Source organism: Amycolatopsis sp., assembly GCF_035546795.1.
GTDB lineage: Bacteria > Actinomycetota > Actinomycetes > Mycobacteriales > Pseudonocardiaceae > Amycolatopsis_E.
In genome coordinates this window covers 109,104-134,420 of the sequence record NZ_DASZWC010000052.1, presented here as the reverse complement: position 1 = coordinate 134,420, position 25,317 = coordinate 109,104, and the positions used below count along the sequence as shown (strand labels likewise).

Annotated in this window: 23 protein-coding genes; 5 read left to right on the top strand and 18 right to left on the bottom strand. The window is 71.6% G+C overall.

Annotation, left to right across the window (positions count from 1 at the left end):
• Positions 1 to 13: 13 nt before the first annotated feature.
• Complete coding sequence (gap, locus tag VHD82_RS27970; protein WP_325710391.1) at positions 14 to 1,018, bottom strand: type I glyceraldehyde-3-phosphate dehydrogenase; 1,005 nt, start codon at positions 1,016 to 1,018, stop codon at positions 14 to 16.
• Between the two features lie 140 nt (positions 1,019 to 1,158).
• A complete protein-coding gene (locus VHD82_RS27965; RefSeq protein WP_325710388.1) occupies positions 1,159 to 2,325 on the bottom strand; it encodes a winged helix DNA-binding domain-containing protein in 1,167 nt (388 codons plus the stop codon).
• Between the two features lie 87 nt (positions 2,326 to 2,412).
• Here VHD82_RS27965 and VHD82_RS27960 point away from each other — a divergent pair, with 87 nt between their 5' ends.
• Together VHD82_RS27960 and VHD82_RS27955 are read left to right on the top strand one after the other, a co-directional pair.
• Positions 2,413 to 3,057 (top strand): LysE family translocator, encoded by a 645-nt coding sequence (locus VHD82_RS27960; protein ID WP_325710385.1) that lies wholly within the window; start codon positions 2,413 to 2,415, stop codon positions 3,055 to 3,057.
• Between the two features lie 32 nt (positions 3,058 to 3,089).
• Positions 3,090 to 3,446 (top strand): GDSL-type esterase/lipase family protein, encoded by a 357-nt coding sequence (locus tag VHD82_RS27955; RefSeq protein WP_325710383.1) that lies wholly within the window; start codon positions 3,090 to 3,092, stop codon positions 3,444 to 3,446.
• 10 nt (positions 3,447 to 3,456) lie between these two features.
• On the opposite strand, the gene VHD82_RS27950 is transcribed toward VHD82_RS27955, so the two are convergent.
• On the bottom strand, positions 3,457 to 4,110 hold the full coding sequence (locus tag VHD82_RS27950) for an FMN-dependent NADH-azoreductase (RefSeq protein ID WP_325710381.1): 654 nt from the start codon (positions 4,108 to 4,110) through the stop codon (positions 3,457 to 3,459).
• A gap of 88 nt (positions 4,111 to 4,198) precedes the next feature.
• Here VHD82_RS27950 and VHD82_RS27945 point away from each other — a divergent pair, with 88 nt between their 5' ends.
• Positions 4,199 to 4,579, top strand: coding sequence for a helix-turn-helix domain-containing protein (locus VHD82_RS27945; protein ID WP_325710378.1), 381 nt, complete (start codon positions 4,199 to 4,201; stop codon positions 4,577 to 4,579).
• Between the two features lie 10 nt (positions 4,580 to 4,589).
• On the opposite strand, the gene VHD82_RS27940 is transcribed toward VHD82_RS27945, so the two are convergent.
• The 6 genes from VHD82_RS27940 to VHD82_RS27915 all read right to left on the bottom strand — a co-directional run bounded on the left by VHD82_RS27940 (position 4,590) and on the right by VHD82_RS27915 (position 13,981).
• Positions 4,590 to 5,894, bottom strand: coding sequence for a S8 family serine peptidase (locus VHD82_RS27940; RefSeq protein WP_325710375.1), 1,305 nt, complete (start codon positions 5,892 to 5,894; stop codon positions 4,590 to 4,592).
• 321 nt (positions 5,895 to 6,215) lie between these two features.
• Entirely contained in the window at positions 6,216 to 6,554 is a 339-nt protein-coding gene (locus VHD82_RS27935; protein ID WP_325710372.1) for a helix-turn-helix domain-containing protein, read from the bottom strand.
• A 52-nt stretch (positions 6,555 to 6,606) separates the two neighbouring features.
• Entirely contained in the window at positions 6,607 to 11,043 is a 4,437-nt protein-coding gene (locus tag VHD82_RS27930) for a hypothetical protein (RefSeq protein ID WP_325710369.1), read from the bottom strand.
• A gap of 127 nt (positions 11,044 to 11,170) precedes the next feature.
• Positions 11,171 to 11,959, bottom strand: a complete 789-nt coding sequence (locus tag VHD82_RS27925; RefSeq protein WP_325710367.1) for a hypothetical protein — start codon at positions 11,957 to 11,959, stop codon at positions 11,171 to 11,173.
• Positions 11,960 to 12,035: 76 nt separating this feature from the next.
• The gene (locus tag VHD82_RS27920) at positions 12,036 to 13,508 is read right to left on the bottom strand and encodes a hypothetical protein (RefSeq protein WP_325710364.1); all 1,473 of its coding nucleotides are present in this window, start codon (positions 13,506 to 13,508) and stop codon (positions 12,036 to 12,038) included.
• Between the two features lie 11 nt (positions 13,509 to 13,519).
• A complete protein-coding gene (locus tag VHD82_RS27915) occupies positions 13,520 to 13,981 on the bottom strand; it encodes a MarR family winged helix-turn-helix transcriptional regulator (RefSeq protein ID WP_325710361.1) in 462 nt (153 codons plus the stop codon).
• A gap of 117 nt (positions 13,982 to 14,098) precedes the next feature.
• On the opposite strand from VHD82_RS27915, the gene VHD82_RS27910 reads away from it, so the two are divergent.
• Complete coding sequence (locus VHD82_RS27910; RefSeq protein WP_325710358.1) at positions 14,099 to 14,806, top strand: 2OG-Fe(II) oxygenase; 708 nt, start codon at positions 14,099 to 14,101, stop codon at positions 14,804 to 14,806.
• Here VHD82_RS27910 and VHD82_RS27905 read toward each other — a convergent pair.
• From VHD82_RS27905 to VHD82_RS27890, 4 genes are all read right to left on the bottom strand, one after another.
• Positions 14,803 to 15,831 (bottom strand): glucosyl-3-phosphoglycerate synthase, encoded by a 1,029-nt coding sequence (locus VHD82_RS27905; RefSeq protein WP_325710449.1) that lies wholly within the window; start codon positions 15,829 to 15,831, stop codon positions 14,803 to 14,805. The genes VHD82_RS27910 and VHD82_RS27905 overlap by 4 nt on opposite strands.
• 136 nt (positions 15,832 to 15,967) lie before the next feature.
• Positions 15,968 to 16,429 carry a hypothetical protein gene (locus tag VHD82_RS27900; protein WP_325710355.1) on the bottom strand — a complete coding sequence of 154 codons (462 nt, stop codon included), beginning with the start codon at positions 16,427 to 16,429 and terminating at the stop codon, positions 15,968 to 15,970.
• A complete protein-coding gene (locus VHD82_RS27895; RefSeq protein ID WP_325710352.1) occupies positions 16,426 to 17,829 on the bottom strand; it encodes a HAMP domain-containing sensor histidine kinase in 1,404 nt (467 codons plus the stop codon). The genes VHD82_RS27900 and VHD82_RS27895 overlap by 4 nt, the downstream gene beginning before the upstream one ends.
• Entirely contained in the window at positions 17,826 to 18,500 is a 675-nt protein-coding gene (locus tag VHD82_RS27890; RefSeq protein ID WP_325710348.1) for a response regulator transcription factor, read from the bottom strand. The genes VHD82_RS27895 and VHD82_RS27890 overlap by 4 nt, the downstream gene beginning before the upstream one ends.
• A 101-nt stretch (positions 18,501 to 18,601) precedes the next feature.
• Between VHD82_RS27890 and VHD82_RS27885 the strand changes: the two genes are divergently transcribed.
• Positions 18,602 to 19,417 carry a hypothetical protein gene (locus tag VHD82_RS27885; RefSeq protein ID WP_325710345.1) on the top strand — a complete coding sequence of 272 codons (816 nt, stop codon included), beginning with the start codon at positions 18,602 to 18,604 and terminating at the stop codon, positions 19,415 to 19,417.
• A 103-nt stretch (positions 19,418 to 19,520) separates the two neighbouring features.
• Here the strand turns inward: VHD82_RS27885 and whiA are convergent, their stop codons facing one another.
• The 5 genes from whiA to VHD82_RS27860 are packed head-to-tail and all read right to left on the bottom strand — an operon-like array spanning position 19,521 to position 25,189.
• Positions 19,521 to 20,507 (bottom strand): DNA-binding protein WhiA, encoded by a 987-nt coding sequence (gene whiA, locus VHD82_RS27880; RefSeq protein ID WP_325710342.1) that lies wholly within the window; start codon positions 20,505 to 20,507, stop codon positions 19,521 to 19,523.
• Positions 20,498 to 21,493 (bottom strand): uridine diphosphate-N-acetylglucosamine-binding protein YvcK, encoded by a 996-nt coding sequence (locus VHD82_RS27875; protein WP_325710446.1) that lies wholly within the window; start codon positions 21,491 to 21,493, stop codon positions 20,498 to 20,500. The genes whiA and VHD82_RS27875 overlap by 10 nt, the downstream gene beginning before the upstream one ends.
• A gap of 14 nt (positions 21,494 to 21,507) precedes the next feature.
• Positions 21,508 to 22,365, bottom strand: coding sequence for an RNase adapter RapZ (gene rapZ / locus VHD82_RS27870; protein ID WP_325710443.1), 858 nt, complete (start codon positions 22,363 to 22,365; stop codon positions 21,508 to 21,510).
• A gap of 29 nt (positions 22,366 to 22,394) precedes the next feature.
• Positions 22,395 to 24,326, bottom strand: coding sequence for an excinuclease ABC subunit UvrC (gene uvrC / locus VHD82_RS27865; protein WP_325710339.1), 1,932 nt, complete (start codon positions 24,324 to 24,326; stop codon positions 22,395 to 22,397).
• 47 nt (positions 24,327 to 24,373) lie between these two features.
• Complete coding sequence (locus tag VHD82_RS27860) at positions 24,374 to 25,189, bottom strand: esterase/lipase family protein (RefSeq protein ID WP_325710336.1); 816 nt, start codon at positions 25,187 to 25,189, stop codon at positions 24,374 to 24,376.
• Positions 25,190 to 25,317: the final 128 nt, after the last annotated feature.

The window sequence follows — 25,317 nt, the reverse complement described above, 5'->3', positions numbered from 1 at the left end:
TGGTCGTCTGGCCTCAGGCGATCTTCGAACCGACGAGCTTGACCAGGTCGGCGAGGCGGTTGGAGTAGCCCCACTCGTTGTCGTACCAGCCGAAGACCTTGACCTGGTTGTCGATCACCTTGGTCAGCGGGGCGTCGAAGATGCAGGACGCCGGGTCGTTGACGATGTCGGAGGAGACGATCGGGTCCTCGCTGTAGCGCAGGATGCCCTTCAGCGGGCCGTCCGCGGCGGCCTTGTACGCGGCGTTGATCTCCTCGACGGTGGCCTTCTTGGCCAGGTCGACCGTCAGGTCGGTGATCGAGCCGGTGGGCACCGGGACACGCAGCGAGTAGCCGTCGAGCTTGCCGTTCAGGTCCGGCAGCACCAGGCCGATCGCCTTCGCCGCACCGGTGGAGGTGGGCACCACGTTCAGCGCGGCGGCGCGGGCGCGGCGCGGGTCCTTGTGCGGGCCGTCCTGCAGGTTCTGATCCTGGGTGTAGGCGTGGATCGTCGTCATCAGGCCCTTTTCGATGCCGAAGTTCTCGTGCAGCACCTTCGCGAGCGGGCCGAGGCAGTTGGTGGTGCAGGACGCGTTGGAGATGATCGTCTGCGAACCGTCGTAGAGGTTGTCGTTGACCCCGAGCACCACGGTCAGGTCCTCGCCCTTGGCGGGGGCCGAGATGATCACCTTCTTGGCGCCGCCGGCGATGTGCGCCTTGGCGGCGTCGGCGTTGGTGAAGAAACCGGTGGACTCGATGACCACGTCCACCCCCAGCTCGCCCCACGGCAGGTTGGCCGGGTCACGCTCGGCGAGGGCCTTGATGGTCTTGCCGCCGACGACGATGCCCTCGCCGCTGACGCTGACCTCCTCCGGGTACCGGCCAAGGACGCTGTCGTACTTGAGCAGCTGCGCCATCGTGTTGACGTCGCCAAGGTCGTTGAACGCGACCACCTCGATGTCGTGGCCGGCGGCCTGCACGGCGCGGAAGAAGTTGCGGCCGATCCGGCCGAAGCCGTTGACACCTACGCGAACCGTCACTGCTCTTCTCTCCTCGGGTCCGACCCGGTCCCGACCGGGTCACACATCTTCGGGCTCCCGGCCACCCTAGCGTGCCGACCTGCGCGGACCGACATGCACCGGCGAGATCTCCGCCACCGTCCACCATGCGGGCGAATCGATCAAGAAGCCAGCTCCTTCTCCAGCGGCGTCCGGAACTTGGGGGTTACCCGGACCGGCCCCAGCCACTGCGCCAACCGGGCGGATTCGGACTGGATCGCGGCCCTCGCCGAAGCGCCTACGTCCTCCAGTGTCCGGACCACGATCTCGCCGTCCGCGCGCTGCGCCCAGCCGCCGACGACCCGGCCGCCCCACCAGACCGTCGGGCCGATGTTGCCGGTGCGGTCGAACAGCGGGGCCTGGTGCTCGCCGAGGTAGAACTCCCGCCGCACCCAGCCCATCGGCGTGGGGTCGAGCGCGGGCAGCAGCACCGCGCGCGGCTCCGGCTCGGGCACCGGTTCGAGATCCTCGGGCAGCACCAGCCCTGCGGCCCCGTCGAGGTCCACCTCGACCGGGCCGATCTCCGCGAGCGCCCTCTTGACCTGCGCCGCCGTCCAGCCGGTCCACCATTTGAGGTCCTCGGCCGTGGCCGGGCCGAACGCCCGCAGCCAGCGCCGGGCGAGTTCGGTGCGCGCCTCGTCGGCCGGTATCGCGGGTATCCCGCCGCCCAGCCAGGACTCCGCCGTGGCCCAGGCGTACTGGGTGGACAGCCACGACCCGCGCGGGCGGCCGCGCACGATGCGGCCCTCGGCGGCGAGCAGGAGCAGCACCCTGTTGGTGATGTAACCCGTTGCCTCGTAAGGCTTTCCGGCCGCCATCGTGATCTCGGTGCGCAACCGCGGCTCGTCCTCGGCGATCTGCTGCGCGTACGCCGGGCCGCGGGCTTTCAGCGCCGCGAACGTGCCCTCCTCGACCTCGGCGAGCCAGGCGCCGAGATCGGTGTCCAGCTTCGAGGTGCCCAGGTGCTGGATGAGCAGTTTCCGTTGTTTGCGGGCGATTTCGCCCGTACAGGCGGCCTGCACGACCGGCACCAGCGCGGCGGGCAGCACGAACATGGTGCGCCGCATCCCGAGCATCCGGACCAGGCTGCGCTCCTCGTACAGCGCGCGCTCCACGGTTTCCGGTTCGGCCACGCGCACCGCCGCGGACAAGTGCACGGTGGCGGGGTCCGTGGCGTGCAAGGCGATCAGGCTCTCGGCCACCTCCGCCACGCGGTTCGCGGGCGCGGCCAGGTGGTGGCGGAGCGCAAGGCGGGCGCGCCGCTCCACGGCGCCGATTCTTCTCGTCACGTCCGCAGTCCTACCACCGGGCACCGACAGTTCCGGCACCGCAGAAATTCGGTTCGCCGGCCGGGCGACGCTGGCTAGGCTACGGAAATGGTCTCCCCCAGCCACTTCGCCGCCTTCGCCGCACTGGTTTTCCTGATGGTCGTCGTGCCGGGCCCGAGCGTGCTGTTCACCATCAGCCGCGCGCTCACCGTCGGCAGGCGGGACGCGCTGCTGACCGTAATCGGCAACGCGGCCGGGGTGTACCTGCAGGTGGTCGCCGTGGCGTTCGGGCTCGGGGCGATCGTCGAGGGCTCGGCCGCGGTGTTCACGGTGATCAAGCTCGTCGGCGCGGCGTACCTGATCTACCTTGGCGTGCAAGCGATCCGGCATCGCCGCAAGCTCAGCGAGGCGTTCGGCTCGGCCGTGCGGACCGTCCCCGGCTCCGCTCCGCGGGTGCTGCGGGACGGGTTCGTGGTCGGCCTCGCCAATCCGAAGTCCATCGTGTTCCTGGCGGCGTTCCTGCCGCCGTTCGTAAGCCCGGCGGCGGGCCCGGTGCCGGTCCAGATGATGCTGCTCGGGCTCTGCCTGCCGGTGATCGCGATCGCTTCGGACAGCGTGTGGGCGCTGGTCGCCGGCGCCGCCCGCGACTGGTTCGCGAGTTCGCCCCGGCGGCTCGAGCTCGTCGGGGGCACCGGCGGGCTCGTGATGATCGGGCTCGGCGCCGGTATCGCCCTGAACGGCCGCGCGGACTGATACCCGGGCGGTGCACGGCCGGCCCTGTCCCGGTGTTGCAGGATGGGCGGCATGAGTGGCGGACGCGGGCGGGGACGACCCAGCACCGGGGCGCGGGACGCGGTGCTCGCCGCGACCGAGGCGATCCTCGCCGAGTCGGGTGTGGCACGCCTGTCGACGAAGGAGATCGCTCGTACTACTACACGCCCGAAAGCGAAGCCAAGCGCGAAGCGGTGAACACCTGGATCCGCACCAGCGGCGAGTACGACGCCGTGGCCGATTTCGACGCCGCACTCGCCTTCGGCGGTGACCAGCTGGATCCCGCCTATGACAGCGGGGACCACCTCCACCCGAACGACGCCGGGTACCGCGCGATGGCCGACGCGATCACCCTCGCCTGGCTCCGCTGAGGCCGTCGGCTCAGGCTGCCGCCACCGCTCCGGCGAGGCTCCGCCCGTGTTTCCGGGCGTCCTCCTCGGCGGTGGCGCGCAGCTGGGCGGCGAGGTCCTTGAACTGGTCCAGCGCCGGGTTGACGCCGACCAGCGTGAACTCCGCTTCCACGACCTTGAGGTCCAGCTGCCACACGTCTTCGAGGATCCGGCGCGTCCAGCCGGTGGCGTGGTCCCAGCCGTCCCGCGGCGTGCCCGGCGCGTAGCTGCCGCCGCGTACGACGACCAGCACGGCGGGCTTGCCCGCGATCGCCGGCTCGACGCCCGCCGCCATCCGCGGGTCGGTGATCACCAGATCCACCCATGCCTTGAAGTGCTGGGAGACGCCGAAGTTGTACAGCGGCGTGGCGAACAGCAGGGCGTCGGCCGCAATGAGCTCATCGGCGGCCTCGGCCGCAAGGGCCACCGCCGCGCGCTGCTCCGGCGAGCGCTGGTCCTCGGCCACCGCGGCCGCGCCGAGTGCCGTCGCCCAGGCTGTCGCCGGAATCGGCTCGACGCCGACGTGCCGGCTCACCACGGACGCCTGCGGGTGCACCTCCCGCCACTCCTGCTCGACGATGTCGGCGATCTCGCGGCTGCGCGAGCCCTCGACCCTGATGCTCGCGTCAAGACGGAACAAAGACACCAATGCCTCCGAGTTCACGAGTTGATAGCCCAGTAGTAGCTACTAGTAAAATGCTAGCAGCTTGCCCGCGGCCGGTAGTATGAACGGCGTGACATCCGTGGACCCCCGGGCGGAAGGCCTTGCCCCGCCCGAGGAAACCGGCCATGAGGCCTGCGACGCCGCGCTCCGGCGGGCGTTCCAGTTCCTGGGAAAACGGTGGAACGGGGTCATCCTCGCCGTGCTCGGCCAGGGCCCGATGGGCTTCGCCGAGCTGCGGCGCAGCGTCGGCGCGATCACCGATTCGGTGCTGTCGGACCGGTTGACCGAGCTCTCGCTGGCCGGCCTGGTGGACCGCTCGGTGTCCGACGCGCGGCCGCCGGGCGTGCGCTACCAGCTGACCGACGCGGGAACCAGCCTGTTGCCGGTCTTCGCGCAGCTCACGAAATGGTCGGTGCTCAACCTCCCGGAAGAGCGCTGCACCGGCCACTGACGCGCGGCGGCTAGAAGTGGAACAGGCCGCGCGGGCTGCCGAGACCGGTGGGCCCGTCCCAGCCCTTGCCTGCCGCGCAGAGCCGCCCGTCGAAGGAGGCCGGCGGTTTGGCCGGGTCCGCCTCGCCGGGGATCAGGCAGCGCCCGTTGCCGATCGTGCCGTTGGTGCCCGAGGTGATGTCGTGGAAGTTCACGATTTTGCTGTCGTACAAGGTGTTCGGCCCGAGCACGTGTTCGAGCCCGCCGCTGGCGGCGTAGATCCCGGCGATGATCGGCGACGCCGCGCTCGTCCCGGCGACCACCGTCCAGCCCGGCGGCTGATGGCTTTCCGGGGCGTAGCTGTCGTAGACGGCGAGATTGCTGGCCGCGGCCGAGATGTCCACGCCGGTGCGGGCGCCGGCGCAGGAAGTGCTGATCGCCGCCGGCTGCCCTTCCGGCGGCGCGGCGCCGGGGGCGCAGCTCGATCCGCCGCCGCTCCAGGCCCCCTCGCTGAACCGGCCGGACTCCTCCACCAGCTCCGTCCCGCCGACCGCCGTCACAGTCGGAAGTGCTTGCGGCCAAAGGAATTTGTTCGCCTCGAAGCCCGAGTCGCCGCTGGCCGCGACGATCGCGGTACCCCGGTGCGCGAGCTGCGCGGCGACCGGCCCGTGGAGCATGTGGTCGTCGCCGGGCAGGCCGTAGCTGATGCTGATCGCGTTCGCCCCCTGCGCGATCGCGGTCTGCACCGCCGCGCCGAACGCGTCGGCGTAACCGTCGTAGTTCAGCGGCTTGTCCGAGTCGCCGGAGGTGGGTACCGCGGACTGCGGGATCTGCACTTCCAGGATGCGGCAGCCGGGGCACGCGGCCGAGGCCATGTCCACGTCGAGCGCGGTCTCCACGGCGATCTGCTCGTCGATCGACGGCCCGTCCGGTCCGCTGCCCGGCGCCAGCGGCGGGCCCCCGCGGTAGCCGGTCTGCCGGAAACAGCCGGTGGACGCGGCGCACGGCGGCAGGCCGTACCGCGTGCGGTACTTCGCCAGGTCACCTTCCAGGTCCGGGTATGCGCCGACGTCGATGACCGCGACCGTGCCCGTGCGCTCCGCCGACTTCGGCAGGTCGTAAGCCTTCTGCAGATCCTGCGCGCTCCAGCCGACCGGCGCCGTCCCGTCGTCGTACGGGCTGATCACGCGCTCCACCTGGCATGCGAGGCGTTCGTACTTCCCCGCGCACACCGGGTCCAGTCTCGTGTCCCCGGCCGACGCGTTCGCGGCGGCCGGTGCCGCCAAGGCCGCGGCGAGAGTGATTGCGGTGCACAGCGCGAGGCCGGGGCGCGACATCGGGCTCCTGTTCGTCGGGGCGGGAACTGCTCGCAGCATCCCTACCCCAATCGGGCGCACCGGCGCCCGGCCGCTTACCCCAAGGAGCGAACGCGCCGTGCTTTCCGCGTTCTCACCCCTCGGAACCGGCCCTCTCGGCCGCGCTGCACCGGCGCGTGAAAATCCGGTCCGGGCTCGGCAAACTCGGGCGTTTTCGATCACCGGCGGTGATCCCGGAACTCCCGTCCGGGCGACTGGAACCGGGCCACCCCGGCGGTGACCGGCCATCCAGCCGCGTGAGTGAAGATCGCCCGTTCGTGCGGCCCGAGGGACGAACTCCGGTCACGTTTCGGTCAGCACCAGATCGAGCAGGCCGGGAAACGTTTCGTCGAATTCCGGGCGGCGCAACCGGTTGAGCCGGCGGGCGCCTTCGTCGCGCTGCTCGATGAGCCCGGCCGCCCGCAGCACGGCGAAATGGTGGCTGCGGGTGGCCTTGGTGACCGGGAGGTCGAACGTGCCGCAGGCGCGGGACCAGTCGGGGCCGGCGGCCAGCTCACGCAGGATCATCCGGCGCACCGGGTCGGCGACCGCGGTGAGCGCGTCCTGCAACGCGACGTCGCGCGGGTGCACGTGGGTCAGCCCACGCGCCCGCGCAGTGTTCGATTGTTGTCGTACACTCATCCGGTCGACCTCCATCGAACACGCTACCCGGGCAGCGTCGGCGGCCCGAGCTTCACGAGGCCTCGGCGGCGGGCTTGCTGAACAGCCTGGTGGCCGACAGATGCGAGCTGCCGTCCGGCGGCGCGAGCTCGTCGAGGTGGTTGCGGATGGTCGCGTCGACCGACAGGTACTTCCGGCCCGCGCGCAGGTCCGCGTCGTTGCGCAGCCGCACGATCAGCGGGAACTCCGAGAGCGCGCCGGCGTCGAACAGGCCGGTCGTGTAGATCAGCTGGACGCCCAGCGCCTCGGCGACCACCCGCTGCAACTCCAGGAGGTAGCCCGCCGACGCGCGGCCGATCGGGTTGTCCAGGAACAGCACGCCGGAATGCCGGTTGCGCAGCTTGCCGCGATTGTTCGCGCGCAGCGCCGCGAGCGTGCAGTACAGGATGATCGCCGCGGTCAGCTGCTGCCCGCCGGAGAACACGTCCCGGATCTCCGACACCCGCTGCCGTTCCGTGCGCAGCACGGAGTCCGGCTTGAGCATGTCCACCCGGAACCCCTTCGGCACCGCGGCCCGCACTCCGCGCAGCACGAGGCTCATCCCGTCCCGTTTGACGTCTCGGCCGTCGCTGGTCTTGCCGGCCGCGGCCTCGTCGACGACCTGCCCGAGCGCCTCGGCGAGCTCGGCTTCCTCGGGTTCGCCGAAGCGGATGCGCAGGAACTCCTGCCCGGACCAGCCGCCGAGCCCCTCGGGCAGCCGCGAAAGCCGTTGCGCCGAGCGCAGCATCCGCAGCGCGCCCTCGACCATGCCCTGCAACCGCGCGACGATGCCCGAGCGGTGCCGGTCGATCTGGGCCAGGTCGTCGGTGAGCGTGCGCAGGCGCGGCCGCAGCGCGTTGGCCCATTCCGCCGCGCTGGCGGGCAGGCTGTCCCGGCGCACCGAGATGATCTGCTGGCGCACCGGGCTGGACAGCTTTTCGAACCGCTTCTCGGTGGCGTACTGGGCGAGCGCGTCGGACGCCGCCCGCACCCGCTTCTCCGCACTGTCCACAGCGGACTCGGCGTCCGCGAGCGCGGAATTCAGGTTGCGATAACGGTTCTGCGCCGCCTCGACGTCGCCGTCGAAGACCGTTTCCGGCTCGCCGTCGGGCGCCAGCCGTTCCATCGACTCGGCCAGCAGCCGGAATGCGGAACTCTGGGCGTTCGCGGTTTCCGACGCGTGTTCGGCCTCGGCCCGGCGGGCTTGCGCCTCCTCCCACGCACGGGCCGCGGCGCTCGCCTCCTCGGCTGCCGCGCCGATCAGCTCGCGGCCGTGTTCGACGTCGCGCGGCCGGGTGTCCAGCGACGCGTTCTGCTTCGGCAGCTGGTCGAGCTCGGCCTTGCAGGTGGCCACCGCGCCGATCGCCTCGCTGTGCTCGGCCTCCAGCGCCGCGACCACGCGACCGGCCCGCGCCTGCGCCGCCGCCCTGGTCGCCGCGTCGGAACCGTCCGGGGTCTCCAACAGCTTCGCGGCCTGTTCGCGGACGACCGGGTCGAGCACTTCCAGCGCGGCCCTGGCGGTGGATTCCGCGCTCTCGGCGTGCTCCAGCTCGGCGCGCAGGTCGCTGCCGACCTCCACCTTCGCGTAGGCGTCACTGGCCGAAGCGAACGCACGGCGCAGGGTGTCCACGGCATCCTTCGGCGCGGGCTCGTCCTCGGAAACCGCGCCACCACCGGGAACTTCGGCGAGTTCGGCACGGGCGCTGCTGACCGTGCGACGGTGCCCGTCGGCGGTGCGCTGCTCCTCGGCGGCCTCTTCGCGGGCTCGTGCCGCCCGCACCGAAGCCTGCTCGGCCTCGGTCTCAGCCCTGGCGAGGATCTCGCGCGCCCGCTCCACCTCTTCCGTCCACTGTGGAATCTTCGCGACCCGTTCGGCGAGCTCCCCGAGCTTGCGGGAACGCTCCTCGCCGGTGCGGGCTTCCGTGCGCAGCAAGGGAATCGCCTCACGCAGCCGCCCGCGCCGAGCGGTCAGCTCCGCCAGCTCACGCTCGGCCGTCGCGACCGCCGTCTGCGATTCGGCGAACTCGCTCGCCGCCGTTTCGGACTCCTCGGCGAGCGTGCCCAGCGCTCCGGCCGGGTAGTCCTCACGCCACGTGGTGAGCTTCCACTCCAGCGCCGCATCGTCACCGATCGCCGCGGCCAGCGCTTCGAGCTGCTTCTGCCGCCGGGAATGCCGGGCAAGGATCGCCTGGCGTTCGGTGTCGGCGGCCTCTTCGTCGTACATCGCCGGGTTCGGCGGCACCAGGAACTCGACGCCCGGCGCGGAACCCTTGCCGCGCAACGACTCCGTGGTGCCGACCGGCAGCACGACGCTCGGCAGGAGCTTCGCGTCCGCCAGCGCCCCGCGCGCCCGCGCAAGCTGCGCGGGGTCGTTCACCAGGACGCCACCCACGAGATGCGGCAGCTCGGCGAGCACCCGTTCCCGCGCCTCAGCGTCCATTGTGGACAGATAACGCCAGCCGGACCACGCGGTGATCCCGGCTTCCTCCAGCACGTCCAGCGCCGCCTGCACCTCCTGCGGCGCGGGCAGCAGACCGCCGTTGCCGAGCGCGGCGAGGGCACGCTCGTCCACGGACTCCTCCATGCGCAGCGACGTCTGCTCGCGCTCGGCGGTGGCCCGGGCCTCCCGCAGGCGCTTCACCAGCGCGGGGGTGTCCGTCTCCAGCTGGACGCTCTCGCCACCGATCAGCTCCAGCAGCCGGGGATTCGCCGCGAGACTGTCCGTGCGGCGATGGGCCTTCGCGAGTTCACTCGCCGCACGGTCGGCACGGGCCTGCGCGGACGACATCCGCTGCTGCGCGGCGTGCACGGCGGCCTGGGCCTCACCGTGTTCCTCGGCGACCCGCTCCAGTTCTGCCTCGCGTGCCATCAGCTCGTTCGACGCCTTTTCCCCGCGGTCACGGGCTTCCTGCGCCGCCGCGGCCACCTGGGTGCCGTCGGCGAGCAGCCCGTCACGGACAGCCTGCTGCACCTCGCCGCGGACTTCCTCGATACGGCGGGAAAGCTGGGCCTCCTCCGCGCGATGCCGTGCCGCCGTACCGGTCGCCTCGTCCCGTTGCTCCTGCGCCGCGGCCGCTTCGGCGCGCGCGTTGGCGGCGCGCTCCTCCGCCGCCTTCGCCTGTTCACCGGCTTCGCGCGCCAGTGCCAGGAGGCCGCGGGCGAGCGCGTTGGCCGCCGCGTTCTTGGCCTCCAGCGCGGGTTTCGCCGTCTGCTCCCGCTCCCCTACGAGTTCGCGGATGTCCGCGGCCTTGCGCACCGCGTTCGCGTGCGCCAGCACCGTGCCGGTCTCGCGCCAGGCCTCGGCCGCGGCACGCGCCTCGGCCAGTTCGCCGTCCACCCGCTTCTTGTCCGCCGTCGCGTCGGCCAGGCGTAGTTCGGCGACCACCCGGCGCAGCTCCGTCACCACCGCGGACAACCGGCGATGGTCGCCCTCGGCGAGCTTCTCGGCGTCCCGCGTCTCATCGACGAAGGCGGCGAGCCCGGCCAGCCTGTCGGACTCCAGCTTGTGCCGCGCGACGACGGAGCCCGCGAACGCCTGCGCGTCCGCCCGGGCCGCGGCGGCGAGCTTCCGCGACGCGGCGGCCAGCGACTCTTCCTCCGCGAGCGGGCCCAGCAGATCCAGCGCCCCCGCGACGAAATCCCGTTCCGCCATCAGGTCGCCGCGCTGCCCGAGGTTGTGCGCGTAAGTCTGCACCACATCGGCGAGATCGCGCGGATCGTCCTCCGAGATCACGGCCTTGAGCAGGAAGTCGACGAACGCCTCGTCCGAAGTGAACGCGAAGGCGTCGGCCGCCTCGCCCTCGCCCGCGTTCATCGCGCGCTGGTACCGGAACAGCTCCGTGTCCAGGCCCAGCAGGTCGAGGCGCTCGGTCCACTCGTGGTGGCGCCGCGTCCACGACAGCTCCAGCTCCGGTTCGGCGCGGTGCGCCTCGTCCAGCTTCTCCTGGAAGCCGGACATGGTCAGCAGCCTGCCATCGGCGGTGAACGGCAGCGTCTCCAACCCGGTGTTCGCGCTCGGGCGGAAGCAGTACCACGAGTCGACGAGGTTCGCCGGATCGCTGGACACCACGTGCCCGCGCCACTCCGACACCTTGCCCGTGATCACCCGCTGCCCGGTCTCGGTGTGCTGCCATTCCAGCGCCACCTGCGAAACATCCTTGGCGGCGACGAACTTCTCCAGCACCCGGGTGTTGGTGGTGCCCACGACCTGGCGGCGGCCGGGCAGCATCACCGAGAAGATCAGCTTGATCAGCACCGACTTGCCGCCGCCGTTCTCCAGGAACAGCACGCTCGCCGGGGACGGGCGGCGCGGCAGGCCCCCGTCCGCGGAATGGATCCCGGCGGTGAACAACGCGTCCTGCGTCGGCGCCTTGACCACCTGCCCGACGCCGCTGAAGTCCAGCACCACGTCCTGGTACCGGGCACCGGCCGGTCCGACCGAATGCAACCGCACCCGCGAAAGCTCGTACATCAGGCTCCCTCAGAACCAACCGAACGCAACCGGCTCCACCCATCCACAAGCTCGCACATCAGGCCCCCCTCACAACCAACCGAACGCAACCGGCTCCACCCATCCACAAGCTCGCACAAAGCGACCCCTAGAGAGTGTCCGAAATGGACGGACGAAGCGTGCCGGCGGCATCCCCGACCGCGACCACGCCCAGTTCGAGCAGTTCCTCGAACGCGCTGTCGGCGGCCAGTTCCCGCACCTGGATCTGATACCGCGGCGTGGTCCGGTACGTCCCGCCCTGCTCGGTGTTGACCTGCACCAGAAACCCTTGATCGGCAAGGAAACGCAGCGCGCGGGACACCATGCCGCGGGTGGTGTCGGACGCGAGCCTGCCGTCCTTGGTCGCCGCCGCAGCGGGCCGCCGGGCGTACGCGCGCCAGGCCTGCTCCAGCTCGGGAGCGTCGGACAGCGGGTCGTTGTTCCGCTCCGCCTTCGCGGCGCGCTCGTCGAGGATGCGGCAGGCCTCGCGCACCACGCCGTCGACCTGTTCGACGCTGACCCGGCCGATGTAGGTGTCGTTGGCCAGATCGTCCGGACGCGGGTAGCCGAGCGCGGCGGTGGCCAGGTGCACCAGGCCGTGCAGGACCTTTTCGGTCTCGCGCCGCTCGCGGATCTTGCTCTGCCGGGCGTAGGAGTCCATCTTGATCTCGAACACGGACTCGTCGGTGGCCGCGAGCACCGCGCCGGCCTGCGCGCTGACGTCGAGCACCATCAGCCCGAGCCCGGCCGCCACGGAGTTGGTGAGCTGTTTGAAAGCGCTGTCTTCACCGTAGCGGCGCACCAGATCGCCGTAGACCACGTCCCGGCCCGGCAGCTGCTTCGGCTTCATCCCGAACGAGATCAGCCGGGCCGCGGACTCGACATCGGCGGCGTTCATGCGGGACACCCGCACCCGGTCGGTCCTCCCCGCCGGCGATCCTTCGTCACGCCCACTGCGTGCGGTGCCTCGGCGTTCACGCCACCTCCCCCTCGTCTCCGCGCTCGATCCGCGCGGTGCCCAGCAGCAGGTCCGCGCCGCCGAACTCCGCGTCCTCCAGCAGTGTCCCGTCGTCCACGGCCACCAACGCGCGATCGTCCCCCTGCCGCACGGCCGCGCCGACCCCAGGACTGTAGGAGTGCAGCGCCCGCAGCGCGACCAGGCGCGCCAGCTGCGGATCGGCTTCGCGCGCTTCGGCGAGCAGACCGGACAGCCGCCTCGGCACCTCGGGCAGGTCGAGCAGCTCGTCGGCCTGCCGCCACTGCTCGTCACTGTAGTAGTCGGTGGTCTCCGCAGGGACGAGCTCCGGCTCCGGGATCTCGCCGATCACCTTGTCCCGTTCCGGCACCGGGCGCAGCAGCAGCGAAACCAGCGACGGCAACGCGGGCACGGCGGGCACGTTCAGCCCGGCGACGGCGTGGAAGAAATCCTCCACCGGGGTGACCGCGTCCGCGATCGGCAGCTCCAGGCTGGGCACGAGAAGCTGGCCGAACAGATCGAGGGTGGCGCGCTGCGGCGGGCCGGAGAACTGCTGCCTGTCCTGCTCCGCACGGAAGATCGCGCCCGCCGCCTGCAGCCTCGACTGCAGCTGGGTGTGCCGCGAGATGCAGTCGCCGACGATGTCGACCAGCTCGGCGGCGCGGCGTTTGTGGTCGACGTCCTCGGCCTCGTCACGGGCGCGGGTGATGTTGCGCAGGATCGCGTTCTCCGCGCGGAACCGGGACTCGATGTGGGTGAGCGCGGAGTCGAGCAGCTCGGGCATCTCCTCCGCCCAGTCCACCGCGCGCACGTCGCGGCGGGTGGCGTCGAGCTTGGCGCGCAGGGTTTCGCCGTACTGCACGGTGCGGTAGCGGGCCTGCTCCGCGGCGAGCTTCGCGTCCGCGAGCCGGCCGCGGCTGATCAGGTTCTCCAGCTTGACCTCGGCCGCGATCTGCGCGGACTCGACGTCGGTGTCCAGCGCGCCGACGAGCACGTTGATCGCCTCGTCGCTGGCCCGCAGGTACACCTCGCCGTCGGGCGCCGCCAGTTCGATGAGCAGCTTGAAGTCGAACGCGCGGCGGCGGTACGCGCCGGAGGCGTCGACGCTGCCGTAGACCCGCCGGAACCCGCGGTCGGCGGTGCCGACGTTGATCAGGTTGTCCAGCACCCAGCGGGCGACGCGCTGGTGTTCTTCGCCGGTGCGGGCCGGGGCCTGCGCGGCGATGAACGGCTGCAGGCGGCGGATCACGTCGTCGTGGCCGGCGCCGGTGTCGAAGTCCATCGCGATGGTGACCTGATCGATCGTGTGCAGCGCGATCTCGGCCATCTGGTAGACGGTGGCGTCGGCCCAGTCGAGTTTGGCCTTGCGGGCGTCGAGGTCGTGCAGCGGCGCGGTGCAGGCGAGCGCCTTGAGCCGCCGGGCCAGGCCCTCGTCGACCAGTCCGCCGCTGATCAGGTCCGCATCTCGCACAGCGCACCAGGCTATAGGTCGTCCTCCGGGCTCGCGCGCTCGACTTCGCGCTCGTAGGCCTGCAGCGTCTCGATGAACAGGCCGCGTTGCTCGGGTGTGAGCGGTGCGAGCACCTTCCGCCAGGCGCGGCCGCCGCTGGCCAGCCAGCCCTCGACATCGGCCCGGTACCGCACGGCGATGCTCACGATCGTGCGCCGCCGGTCGGCCGCGTCCTCGGTGCGCTCGAGGATGCCGCTGCGGGCGAGGTCGCCGACCATGAGGCTCACCGTGGTGGGCGCGACCTCGAGCCGGGTGGCGAGTTCGTTGACGTGCAGCGGCCCGTCGAACAGCAGGTACGACAGCAGCGACAGGTGCCGTGGCGCGAGCGAGAACGAGCGCAGGCTCTCCGGGATCGGGATCTTCTTCGCGCGGCCGACCAGCCGCGGCATCAGCAACAGCATGGTCCGCACGCCTTCGTCCACGTCCGGGCCCATGCGTTCATCTTCGCATGCCGCTCCGGCGGTGATCGGCTACGGACGGGCTCGGCGCCCGCTGAGCGAAACGGCGGAAAGCCGCCAGCGAGCGTGGCGGCGCGGCACGAGACTGGCCGCGTGAACCACCTCGCACGAACAGCCGGACTGGACTGGAAAGCCCTCGCGGCGGAACTGGACGACTACGGCTGCGCTCGCATCCCCGCGCTGCTCGAACCGGCGGAATGCCGCGTGCTGTCAGCGCTCTACGACGACATCGCCCGGTTCCGCTCCACCATCGACATGGCGCGCTACCGCTTCGGTTCCGGGCAGTACCGCTACTTCGACTACCCGCTGCCGGACCCCGTGCGCGAGCTACGCGAGGCCTTCTACCCACACCTGCTGCCGATCGCCCGCGACTGGGCCGCGAAACTGCGCCGGCCGGCGCCGTGGCCGGACGATCTGGAGACCTGGCTCGCCCGCTGTCACGCCGAAGGGCAGCCCCGGCCCACCCCGATCCTCCTGCGGTACCAGGCGGGCGACTGGAACGCCCTGCACCGTGACCTCTACGGCGACCTCGTCTTCCCGCTGCAGGTCGTGTTCGGGCTCGACGAACCCGGCGTCGACCACACCGGCGGCGAGTTCCTGCTCGTCGAACAACGGCCGCGCGCGCAGTCCCGCGGCACGGTGACCACGCTGGGCCAGGGCGACGCGCTGATCTTCACCACGCGCGACCGCCCCGTCCGCTCGGCGCGGGGCTGGTCGGCGTCACCGGTCCGGCACGGCGTGAGCGCCGTGCGGACCGGCGTCCGCCACACCCTGGGCCTGGTGTTCCACGACGCGGCTTAGGCGATGTCGCGCATCCGGTCGGCCGCCCGCAGCCCGGCCAGTGGTGGCCGCTGCTCACAGGACAGCTCCGTCAGCACCATCTCGCGTTCAACCCCGTGCTCGGAATCGCCACGGCGGAACTGGGCGAGCAGCGTCGCGGGCGGCTGGGCGGACACCAGCCGCCCGTAGCGCTCCAGCCGGTCGAACAGGGTCAGCATGATCTGCCCCGACATCTGCCCGAGCGCCTGCGTGCTCTGATGCCGGTGGGTGCGTTTGCCCAGGTCCACCTGCGCGAGCGCGTCCAGCCCGTACTCGGCCAGTATGTCGATCAGGTGCCCGACCTCGACCCCGTAGTTGACCACGAACGGGATGCTCTCCAGCACCTCGCGGCGCCCGGCGTACTCACCGGCCAGCGGCTGCACGAACCCGGCCAGCTCCGGCCAGTACATGTTCAGCAGCGGCCGCGCCACCAGCTCGGTCACCCGGCCACCGCCGTCGGCGTCCGTACTGGCCGTGCCGACCAGCGGCCGGTGGTAGAAGCCCTTGACGTAGGCCACGGACTCGTCGGTCAGCAGCGGGCCGAGCAGGCCCGTCACGTAGTCGCTGGTGAAGTCGTAGAGGTCGCCGTCGACGAAGACGACCAGGTCACCGGTGGTCGCGGCGAGGCCCTTCCACAGGGCTTCCCCCTTACCCGCCATGCCTTCCAGCATCGGCAGCACCGCGTCCTGTGCCACGACGGTGGCGCCTGCCTCCGCGGCGACCCGCGCCGTGGCGTCCTGCGAGCGCGAGTCCACCACCAGCAGCTCGTCCACCAGCGGCACCCCCTCGACGAGGTCGCGGCGGATCGTGCGGACGATGTCGCCGACCGTCGCCTCCTCGTTCCGCGCCGGGATCACGACGCTCACCGTGGTGCCGCGCTTCGCCGCCGCGAGATCCTCCGCCCGCCAGTCGGCGCCATGGCTGCTGCGCCGGGGGAGCCAGCTGCCGACATCGGCGGAGACCTTGAGCTCCGCCTTCTCGTTCGCCCTGTCGGAACGCACGATCATCCCCTTCCCCGAACCGGACTGGCCAAGATCCAGCGTCGGCGCGCCGGGTTTCGCGCACCTCCCAGCCATGAAACCGCTACGTTACGAGTTGGGCGCCGGTTCGTGCCGCAGGTAACACCACCTGTACATGCCCGGGTCAGGACGAGACGGGGCAGCCGCGCGCCGGAACGCTGACCGGGCCGACGAACTGCACGAGAACGTTGCGCCCGTTCACGCTCCCCCGCGCACTGGTCCCGATCACGGTGCAGACCAGCTGGTCCATGGCCGGCGCGGAGAGCCGCCCGACACCCGCGAACTGCAACGTCACCACGCCCTGCGCCGGGCCGCTTTCCGAAAGCGGGGCCGCGGGCACTTCGCTGGTCAGGCCCGCCGCCCGTTCCGCCAGCGTCGGTCCGGCGGCGAGCAGGCTCAGCGCCTCGGCGAGTGAACCGAGATGCCCGGTGTCCCTGGTCACCGGGCGCAGCTTGCCGTCGGCGAGAAAGTACAGCAGCGGTCCCCTGGCGACGCCCATCGGCGGATCGCCGGCCGGGACGACGCCGGTCGGGCGCACCCCGCACGCCGACAGCAGCAGGACGAGCGCGATGACGACGTACCTCATGCCTCCTCCGGAAGCCGGAACACGAAGCGGGCACCGCCGCCCGGGCCGTTGCCCGCTTCGATGTCGCCGCCGTGCAGGCGAGCGTTGTTCAGTGCGATGGACAGGCCCAGCCCGCTGCCGTCGGAGCGGGTACGGGCGCTGTCGGCCTTGTAGAACCGGCCGAACACCTGCGGCAGCACCTCCCCGGACAGCCCACGGCCGCGGTCGGTGACGCTCAGCGCGACCTGGCCGTTTTCCCGGCGCAGCCGGACTTCCACCGGCGGCGCGCCGTGGCGCAGCGCGTTACCGACGAGGTTGGCCACGATCACGTCGATCCGCCTCGGGTCGACCCGCGCCACGATCCCGGCCGGCAGATCCGTCTCCACCTGCCCGGTCCAGGCGCGGGCGCGCAGGGCCGAGGTGACCAGGTCGGCGAGATCGACCGGACGGCGGTCCAGCCGGGCGGTGCCGGAGTCGAACCGGGAGATCTCGATGAGGTCGTCGACCAGCCGGGCGAGCTGGCGCGTCTCGCTGCTGACGAGCCGCGCCGCGGTGCCGGTGTCGCCGGGCAGGCTCGCGTCGTCGAGCACCTCGTTGACCGCCGTCATCGCGGCGAGCGGGGTGCGCAGCTCGTGCGAGACGTCGGCGACGAAACGGCGGGCGTCGGCCTCCATGCGCCGCAACTGCCCCACCGACGCCTCCAGGCTGGCCGCCGTGTCGTTGAACGTCCGCGCCAGTTCGGCGAGTTCGTCACCGCCTCGCACCGGCAATCGCACGGACAGGTCGCCGCGCGCGAGCCTTCTGGCCGCGTCCCGGACCCTGCGCACAGGCCGTAGCAGCGCCCCGGCGACGAGCCAGGCGACGAACACCGCGATCGGTACCGCGACCGCGGCGGTGCGCCAGCCGTTCACCGCGAACTGCGAAATCTGGGCTTCCTGGGTGTACAGCGAGTACCAGGCGTAGATCTCCAGGCCCGAGGGGTGCAGCGTCAGCTGGTCGTCGACGGTGAGCACCGGCATCCCGACGACGAGCTGGGGCAGCCCGCTGCCGGTGACGCGCTGGAACTGCATCGTGTCGCTGTCGTGCACCACCGAGCGCAGGGAATCCGGGACGCCCTCCACGGCCATTCCCACGCCGGAGGACGCGCCCTCGTAGACCGCGACGGTGTTCGAGCCGAGCTTGCGCGCGATGTCGTCGAGGGAGGATTTGTCCGGTGGCATCCGCACGTTCGCGGCGATCGTGTTCACGTCGTCGCGCAGTGTCCGCATCGCCTGGTCCTGCGCGGCGGCCAGCACCGTCCGGCGGGCCAGCACGTAGTTCGCTCCCGTGGCGCCGACCGTGGCCAGCAGCGCGACGAGCGTGACGATCAGCAGCATCCGGACGCGGATCCCGCGCAGCTTTCCCAGCAGCCGTCTGATCAAAGTGGACCGAACCGGTAACCGAACCCGCGCACGGTGCGCACGTACACCGGCGAGGCCGGCACGTCCTCGATCTTCGCCCGCAGCCGTTGCACGCACGCGTCCACCAGCCGGGAGTCACCGAGATAATCGTGTTCCCACACCAGTTCCAGCAGCTGCTGCCGGCTGAACACGCGGCCGGGCACCCGGGACAGCTCCAGCAGCAGCCGCAGCTCCGTGGGCGTCAGCGCGACCGTTGTGTCCTCTTTGGACACCTCCAGCGCGGACCGGTCGATCACCAGCCCGCCGTGCCGTTCCCGCGCCTGGTCCACCGCGGTACCCCGGCGCAGCACCGCCTTGATCCGCGCGTCCAGTACCCTCGCCTGCGCCGGTTTGACCACGTAGTCGTCGGCCCCGGCCTCCAACCCGCCGACCACGTCGATGTCGTCGCCGCGCGCGGTCAGCATGATGATCGGCACGCTGCCCGCGGCGCGGATGCGGCGGCAGACCTCGAACCCGTCGATCCCCGGCAGCATCACGTCGAGCAGCACGATGTCGGGCGGGCTGCCGGCCAGCAGCCGCAGCCCGGCCTCACCGTCGGGCGCCGGTTCGACCCGGTGCCCGTGACGGCGCAGGCCAAGGCCGAGACCCTCGCGCACGGCGGGGTCGTCCTCGATCAGCAACACATTCGGCACCGGCCGATTATGGCGGTGATTCACCACAAGCACCTCATCTGTAGCAAAACCATGACATCGCCACGGTCCAATCCGGACATCGCGGGCCGACGCTGTGGATCATGCTCGAACAGCGCACCCAGCCACTGCACACCCGGCCACGGCCCCGGCGCACCCGGCGGGCCCGCCTGGTCGCGGTGCTCGCCGCGGCGGTCACCGCCGCCGCCCTGTTCGTCGCGTTCTCCTTGCGCGACAACGAATCCGGCCCGGTCGAGGCCGCCGGCACGGCGACCGCCAGCGTGGTCTTCGACCGCAGCGGCGGCGACTACCTGCGTCAGCAGAACGCGGACGCCCGGTTCCGCTCGGCGTCGCTGGTGAAGCTGCTCATCGGCATCGACCTGGTGCAGCGCGGCATCGTCACGCCCGCGAACCCCAGCCCGCGGATGACACGCATGCTCTCCTTCAGCGACGACGCGCTCGCCCAGCAGCTGTGGACCTCCGGCGGCGGGCCGGAGATCGTCACGCGCACCGCCCGTTCGCTCGGGCTGCACGCGACGCCGCCCGCGGTGGCACACCGGTGGGGCGACACGCTGATCAGCGCCGACGACGTGGTGGCCATCTACCGCTTCCTGTACACGCTGCCGGCGAGCAAGCGCTCCCTGGTGCTGGACCCGCTGCGCGACGCCGCGGAGATCGCCGCCGACGGGACCGATCAGTACTTCGGCATCCCCAGCGGGCTGCCGGGGCAGCGCTGGGCGATCAAGCAGGGCTGGGCCGCCGGGCGCGGCGGGGTGGACGCGCACACCAGCGGCCTCGTCGGCACCGGCGACCGGTACATCGTCGTGGTGCTCACGCACCATCCCGAAGGCACCGCGCTCGCCGACGCCACCCGGCAGCTGACCGCCACGACGGCGGCCTTGGCCCCGCTGCTGCGGTGAACCGGGAGCCGTCGGTCGGCAGCGGCGGTTCGGGCGGGTGGGTCACCAGCGTCCGCCTCGACGGCGGGTTTCGTGGGCCTGGTACTCGCCGGGCCGGAGGCCCCTAAGCCTCTTCCTCCAGCATTTCGGCTGTGACGGCCGACTCCGTGTCCGGGATCTCGAGGTCCTTGGCGCGCTTGTCGGCCATTGCCAGCAGGCGGCGGATCCGGCCCGCCACCGCGTCCTTCGTCATCGGCGGATCGGACAGCTGGCCCAGCTCCTCCAGCGACGCCTGCCTGTTCGACAGCCGCAGCTTCCCGGCCGCCAGCAGGTGATCCGGGGCGGTGTCGCCGAGGATCTCCATCGCCCGCTCCACCCTCGCCGCGGCCGCGACCGCGGCACGCGCGGAACGGCGGAGGTTCGCGTCGTCGAAGTTGGCCAGCCTGTTCGCCGTCGCCCGCACCTCGCGGCGCATCCGGCGTTCCTCCCACTGCAGCACGCTCGCGTGCGCGCCCAGCCTGGTCAGCAGCGCGCCGATCGCGTCACCGTCGCGGACCACCACGCGGTCCGCGCCGCGCACCTCCCGCGACTTGGCCTGGATGCCCAGCCTGCGCGCGGCGCCCACGAGCGCGAGCGCGGCCTCCGGCCCCGGGCACGTGACCTCCAGCGACGAGGACCGGCCGGGCTCGGTCAGCGAACCGTGCGCGAGGAAAGCGCCACGCCAGGCGGCTTCCGCGTCGGCGATGCCGCCGGACACCACCGCCGCCGGCAGCCCGCGCACGGGGCGGCCGCGGTTGTCGATCAGCCCGGTCTGCCGGGCCAGGCCCTCGCCGTCCTTGACCACCCGCACCAGGTAACGCGTCGTCTTCCGCAGCCCCCCGGCGGAAAGCACGTGCACGTCGGAATGGTGGCCGTAGAGCTCCTGGATCTCCTTGCGCAGCCGCCGCGCGACCGAGCCGGTGTCCAGCTCGGCCTCCACCACCACCCGGCCGCCCACGATGTGCAGACCGCCCGCGAACCGCAGCATCGACGCCACCTCGGCGCGGCGCGGCCCGATCTTGGTGATCTGCAGCCTGCTCAGCTCGTCCTTCACCGCCGCGGTCATCGCCATGTCCCCTCCCTGCTTTCTCCACCGTCCCGGTCACCCGCACCGGGGCGGCGACCGAGAGCTTCCCGCACACAGCCCGCGAGCGCATCCGGATCGTGCAAACCCGCCACGTTCGGGTCCGCCACGTCCGCGAGCAGCGCCCGCGCCCCCAATTCGGCCGCAGCGTCACTCAGGCGCTGCGGCGTCGGCACCGACGCCCGGTCCGCGATCACCGTGTCTACCCGCAGTCCGGGCGCGTGCTGGAAGAGTACGTGCAGATGCCGTTCGGGTGAGAAGCCCGCCGTCTCACCCGGCTGCGGGACCAGGTTGAGGATGACCACCTTCGTCGCCTCCGTCCGCACCAGCGCGTCGTGCAGACCGGGCACCAGCACGTGCGGCAGCACGCTGGTGAACCACGAGCCGGGGCCGAGAAACACCACGTCAGCGCCCAGCACCGCGTCCACGGCCTGCGGGCAGGCGACCGGGGTGGCACCCGGGCTGCCCGGCGTGCGCAGCTCGATCCGCCGGACCCGGCCGGGCGTGCTGGCCACGGCCACCTGCCCCCGGATCGTGCGGACCTCGCCGTCGTTGCTGAGGCCGGTCACCTCGCCCTCGATCTCCAGCGGCCCGGTGGCCATCGGCAGTACCCGCCCGCTCACCCCGAGCAGCCGGCACGCCTCGTCCAGCGCGGCCACCGGATCACCCAGCACCTCGAACAACCCGGCCAGCAGCAGGTTCCCCACCGCGTGCCCGGCCAGCGCTCCGTTGCCACCGAAGCGATGCTGGAACACCTCGCCCCACAACGTTTCCCCCAGCTCGGCCTCCGCCAGTGTGGCGAGCGCCTGGCGCAGATCCCCCGGCGGGAGCAGGCCGAGCTCGCGGCGCAGCCTGCCGGAGGAACCGCCGTCGTCGGCGACCGTCACCACCGCGGTGACGTCGGAGGTCAGGCGCCGCGCCGCCATCAGCGTCGCGTGCAGCCCGTGGCCGCCACCGAGGGCGACCGCACGCAGGGGGCGCTCCGGGGTCACTCGCGGCCCAGGTCCCGGTGGATCACCTTGACCGCCATACCGTCCTCATTGGACAGCAGCCGGGCCAGCTCCTCGGAAAGGGCCACGCTGCGGTGTTTTCCGCCCGTGCAGCCCACGGCGAGAGTCAGGTAACGCTTGCCCTCGCGCTTGTAGCCGGCCCCGATCAGCCGCAGCAGCTGATGGTAGCGGTCGAGGAACTCCTCCGCCCCTTCCTGGGACAGCACGTAGTTGCGCACCTCGGAGTCCAGGCCGGTGTGGTCGCGCAGCTCCGGGATCCAGAACGGGTTCGGCAGGAACCGCACGTCCATCACCAGGTCGGCATCCATCGGCAGGCCGTACTTGTAGCCGAACGAGAGCACCGTGACCCTGGTGCGGGTGGCCGATTCGGAGCCGAACGCGTCCTCGATCTTGGCGCGCAGGTCGTGCACCGACAGCGCGGAGGTCTCCAGCACCAGGTCGGCTTCCTCGCGCAACGGCTCCAGCAGCGCGCGCTCGGCCGTGATGCCGTCGGCCAGCCTGCCGTCGCCCTGCATCGGGTGGCCACGCCGGACCGACTCGAAGCGGCGCACCAGCACCGCGTCGGTGGCCTCCAGGAACAGCACCCGCGGCTTGTAGCCGCGCGCGTCCAGGTCCTTGATCACCGAGGCGAGGTCGTCGGTGAACGCCCGCGAACGGACGTCCATCACCACGGCGACCTTCGTGATCGCGCCGCGGGCCTGCGCCCCCAGCTCGACCATCGTGGCGATCAGCTCGGGCGGCAGGTTGTCCACCACGAACCAGCCGAGGTCCTCCAGGCATTTCGCGGCGGTGCTGCGGCCCGCGCCGGACAGCCCGGTGACGACCGCGACCTCCATTCCCGAATGGTGCCCGTCTTCGTTGTCGCTCATGACTCCCTCTCCCCTGTGTTGAGTGCCGCGTGCACCGCCTCCGCGGTGCGTTTCCCCACTCCCGGCACTTCCGCGATCTGCTCCACCCCGGCGGCACGGAGTTTCTTCACCGAGCCGAAATGCTTGATCAGCGCGGCCTTCCTGGTCTGGCCGAGCCCCGGCACACCGTCCAAAACGGACACTTGCACGCGCTTGGCGCGCTTCTCCCGGTGGTAGCGGATGGCGAAGCGGTGCGCCTCGTCCCGGACCCGCTGCAACAGATACAGCGATTCGGCCGTACGCGGCAGGATCACCGGGTCGGGATCGGCGGGCAGCCAGACCTCCTCCAAGCGCTTGGCCAGCCCGACCACGGCGACGTCGGTGATGCCCAGCTCGGCCAGCACGTCCGCGGCCGCCGTCGCCTGCGGGCCGGCGCCGTCGACGACGAGCAGGTTCGGCGGGTACGCGAACTTGCGCGGGCGCCCCGTCTCCGGGTCGATGCCGGGCTTGCTCTCGTCGACGGCGGTTTCCTTGAGGTAGCGCTGGAACCGGCGCCGCACGACCTCCGCGATCGAGGCGACGTCACCCTCCTCCGCCGCCTCGCGCAACGCGAAGCGCTTGTACTCGGACTTGCGTGGCAGCCCGTCCTCGAAGACCACCAGGGACGCGACCACGTCACTGCCCTGGATGTGGCTGATGTCCACGCATTCGATCCGCAGCGGCGCGCTGTCCAGGCCGAGCTGCTCCTGCAGCTCCGACAGCGCCGCCGACCGCGCGGTGAGATCGCCGGCGCGGCGCAGTTTGTGTTGCTGGAACGCCTCTTGCGCGTTGCGCTGCACGGTTTCGGCCAGCGCGCGCTTGTCCCCGCGCTGCGGCACCCGCAGCTGCACCCGGGAACCACGCAGCGTGGACAGCCACTCGATGAGCGCCTCGGCGTCGGCGGGCAGCTCGGGCACCAGCACCTCGCGCGGCACCGGCGTGGCGTTGTCCGCCGTCTGCTCGGCCAGCTCCGCCTGCTCGCCGTAGAACTGGGCCAGGAAGTGGTCGACGAGATCCGCGACGTCCATCTCCTCGGCCTTGTCGATCACCCAGCCGCGCTGGCCGCGCACCCGGCCGCCGCGCACGTGGAAAACCTGCACCGCCGCTTCGAGTTCGTCGTGCGCGAAGGCCACCACGTCCGCGTCCGTGCCGTCACCGAACACCACGGCCTGCTTCTCCATCGCGCGGCGCAGCGCCCCGAGATCGTCCCGGAGCCGGGCGGCCCGCTCGAACTCGAGCGTCTCGGAGGCCTCGGCCATCTCCTTTTCCAGGCGGCGCACCATCGCGTCGGTGCGGCCGGCCAGAAAATCGCAGAAATCCTCGACGATCGAACGGTGCTGCTCCGCTGTCACCTTGCCGACACAGGGGGCGGAACACTTGTCGATGTAGCCGAGCAGACAGGGACGGCCGATCTGGGTGTGCCGGCGGAAAACCCCGTTGGAACAGGTGCGCGCCGGGAACACGCGCAGCAGCAGGTCGAGCGTCTCGCGGATCGCCCACGCGTGCGCGTACGGGCCGAAGTACCGCACGCCCTTCTTGCGCGGCCCGCGGTAGACGTGCAGGCGCGGGTACTCCTCGTGCATCGTCACCGCGAGCACCGGATACGTCTTGTCGTCGCGGTAGCGGACGTTGAACCGCGGGTCGAACTCCTTGATCCAGTTGTACTCGAGCTGGAGGGCCTCGACCTCGGTGGCCACCACGGTCCACTCCACGCTCGCCGCGGTGGTGACCATCTGGCGGGTGCGCGGATGGAGCCCGGCGAGGTCGGCGAAGTAGGAGTTGAGCCTGCTGCGCAGGCTCTTGGCCTTGCCGACGTAGATGACCCGCTTCGTCGCGTCGCGGAACTTGTACACGCCGGGCTGGTCCGGGATGCTCCCCGGTGCTGGACGGTAGGTGGACGGATCAGCCACGCACCAAGCCTATGGCTCCGGTGCGACAGCCTCGCGCACCCCCACCATCACAGCGGCGGACCGGCTGTGCAGTGCACCGGCCCGGCGCCGGCGGGGTCGAGCGCGTTGCCGATCATGTCCGCGACCCCGCCGTCGAAGGCGAGCCCGCCGTGGCCCACCGGGTCGGCCGGGCAGGTGTCCTGGACGAAGGCGTTGTGCACACCGGATTCCGGCACGAACGACGTCGCCGGCGGCGTGACGACGACGTCCGTGCGCGAGGCGATGATGGTGTAATCCACGCCGGGCTGGGCGACCGGGCCGCTGGTCAGGGCCTCGACGGCGGAGCCGCCGGGCAGCATCTCGGGACAGGACTGGCAGCCGGCGGAATTCAGCACCGCATCGACCGCGGGCCGCAGCCCGAGCAGGTCGGCCAGGGTCACGAGCCCGGACACGTCCGTCCCGTGCGTCGGCGGCGCGAGCGCGACCACCCGGCTCACTTTGCCGGCGTACCCCAGCACTTTCGGGACGTACAGGGACTGGAAAGCGCCCTCGGAATGGCCCACCAGAGCGACTTTCGCCGCCCCCGTCACCTGCCGCACGCGATCGATGAAGGCCGCGATTTCGCGCGAGGAGTTCTCGATCGCGGTAGTGCCTCCGACCGGGGAGCCGGGCGCGGCCTGGCCGTAGGTGAGGGTGAACGTGCAGTACCCGGCCTGGCGGAGATACGGGTCGAGGAAGGAGAAGTTGTCCGGCCCGTTCGCGCCGAGCCCGTGCAGCAGGACGACCGGCGCGCCGCCACGGCAGCCTTCCGCGGTGGCCGCGGTCGAGGGCAGGAACAGGCTCGCCAGTACCGCCAGCACCACGGCGATCGCGATCTTGCGCATCGGACTCCCTGTCCCCTCGGCGACGCGGCATCGAAACCCTATGGGCGCGGGGTGGAAAGCGCATTTCGGAAAGCCTTGTCGCGTTGGGGTGGCAACGGACGCGCGCGGGCCGTCGCGTTGCGCGGCGG

Bases quoted from the DNA above. Each gene is read 5' to 3' on its own strand.
- VHD82_RS27860 (WP_325710336.1), bottom strand. From the start codon at position 25,189: ATGCGCAAGATCGCGATCGCCGTGGTGCTGGCGGTACTGGCGAGCCTG.
- VHD82_RS27925 (WP_325710367.1), bottom strand. From the start codon at position 11,959: ATGAACGCCGCCGATGTCGAGTCCGCGGCCCGGCTGATCTCGTTCGGG.
- VHD82_RS27930 (WP_325710369.1), bottom strand. From the start codon at position 11,043: ATGTACGAGCTTTCGCGGGTGCGGTTGCATTCGGTCGGACCGGCCGGT.
- VHD82_RS27905 (WP_325710449.1), bottom strand. From the start codon at position 15,831: ATGATCGTGCGTTCCGACAGGGCGAACGAGAAGGCGGAGCTCAAGGTC.
- VHD82_RS27915 (WP_325710361.1), bottom strand. From the start codon at position 13,981: ATGGGCCCGGACGTGGACGAAGGCGTGCGGACCATGCTGTTGCTGATG.
- VHD82_RS27885 (WP_325710345.1), top strand. From the start codon at position 18,602: ATGCTCGAACAGCGCACCCAGCCACTGCACACCCGGCCACGGCCCCGG.
- VHD82_RS27960 (WP_325710385.1), top strand. From the start codon at position 2,413: ATGGTCTCCCCCAGCCACTTCGCCGCCTTCGCCGCACTGGTTTTCCTG.
- VHD82_RS27935 (WP_325710372.1), bottom strand. From the start codon at position 6,554: ATGAGTGTACGACAACAATCGAACACTGCGCGGGCGCGTGGGCTGACC.
- VHD82_RS27940 (WP_325710375.1), bottom strand. From the start codon at position 5,894: ATGTCGCGCCCCGGCCTCGCGCTGTGCACCGCAATCACTCTCGCCGCG.
- whiA (WP_325710342.1), bottom strand. From the start codon at position 20,507: ATGGCGATGACCGCGGCGGTGAAGGACGAGCTGAGCAGGCTGCAGATC.
- rapZ (WP_325710443.1), bottom strand. From the start codon at position 22,365: ATGGAGGTCGCGGTCGTCACCGGGCTGTCCGGCGCGGGCCGCAGCACC.
- VHD82_RS27900 (WP_325710355.1), bottom strand. From the start codon at position 16,429: ATGAGGTACGTCGTCATCGCGCTCGTCCTGCTGCTGTCGGCGTGCGGG.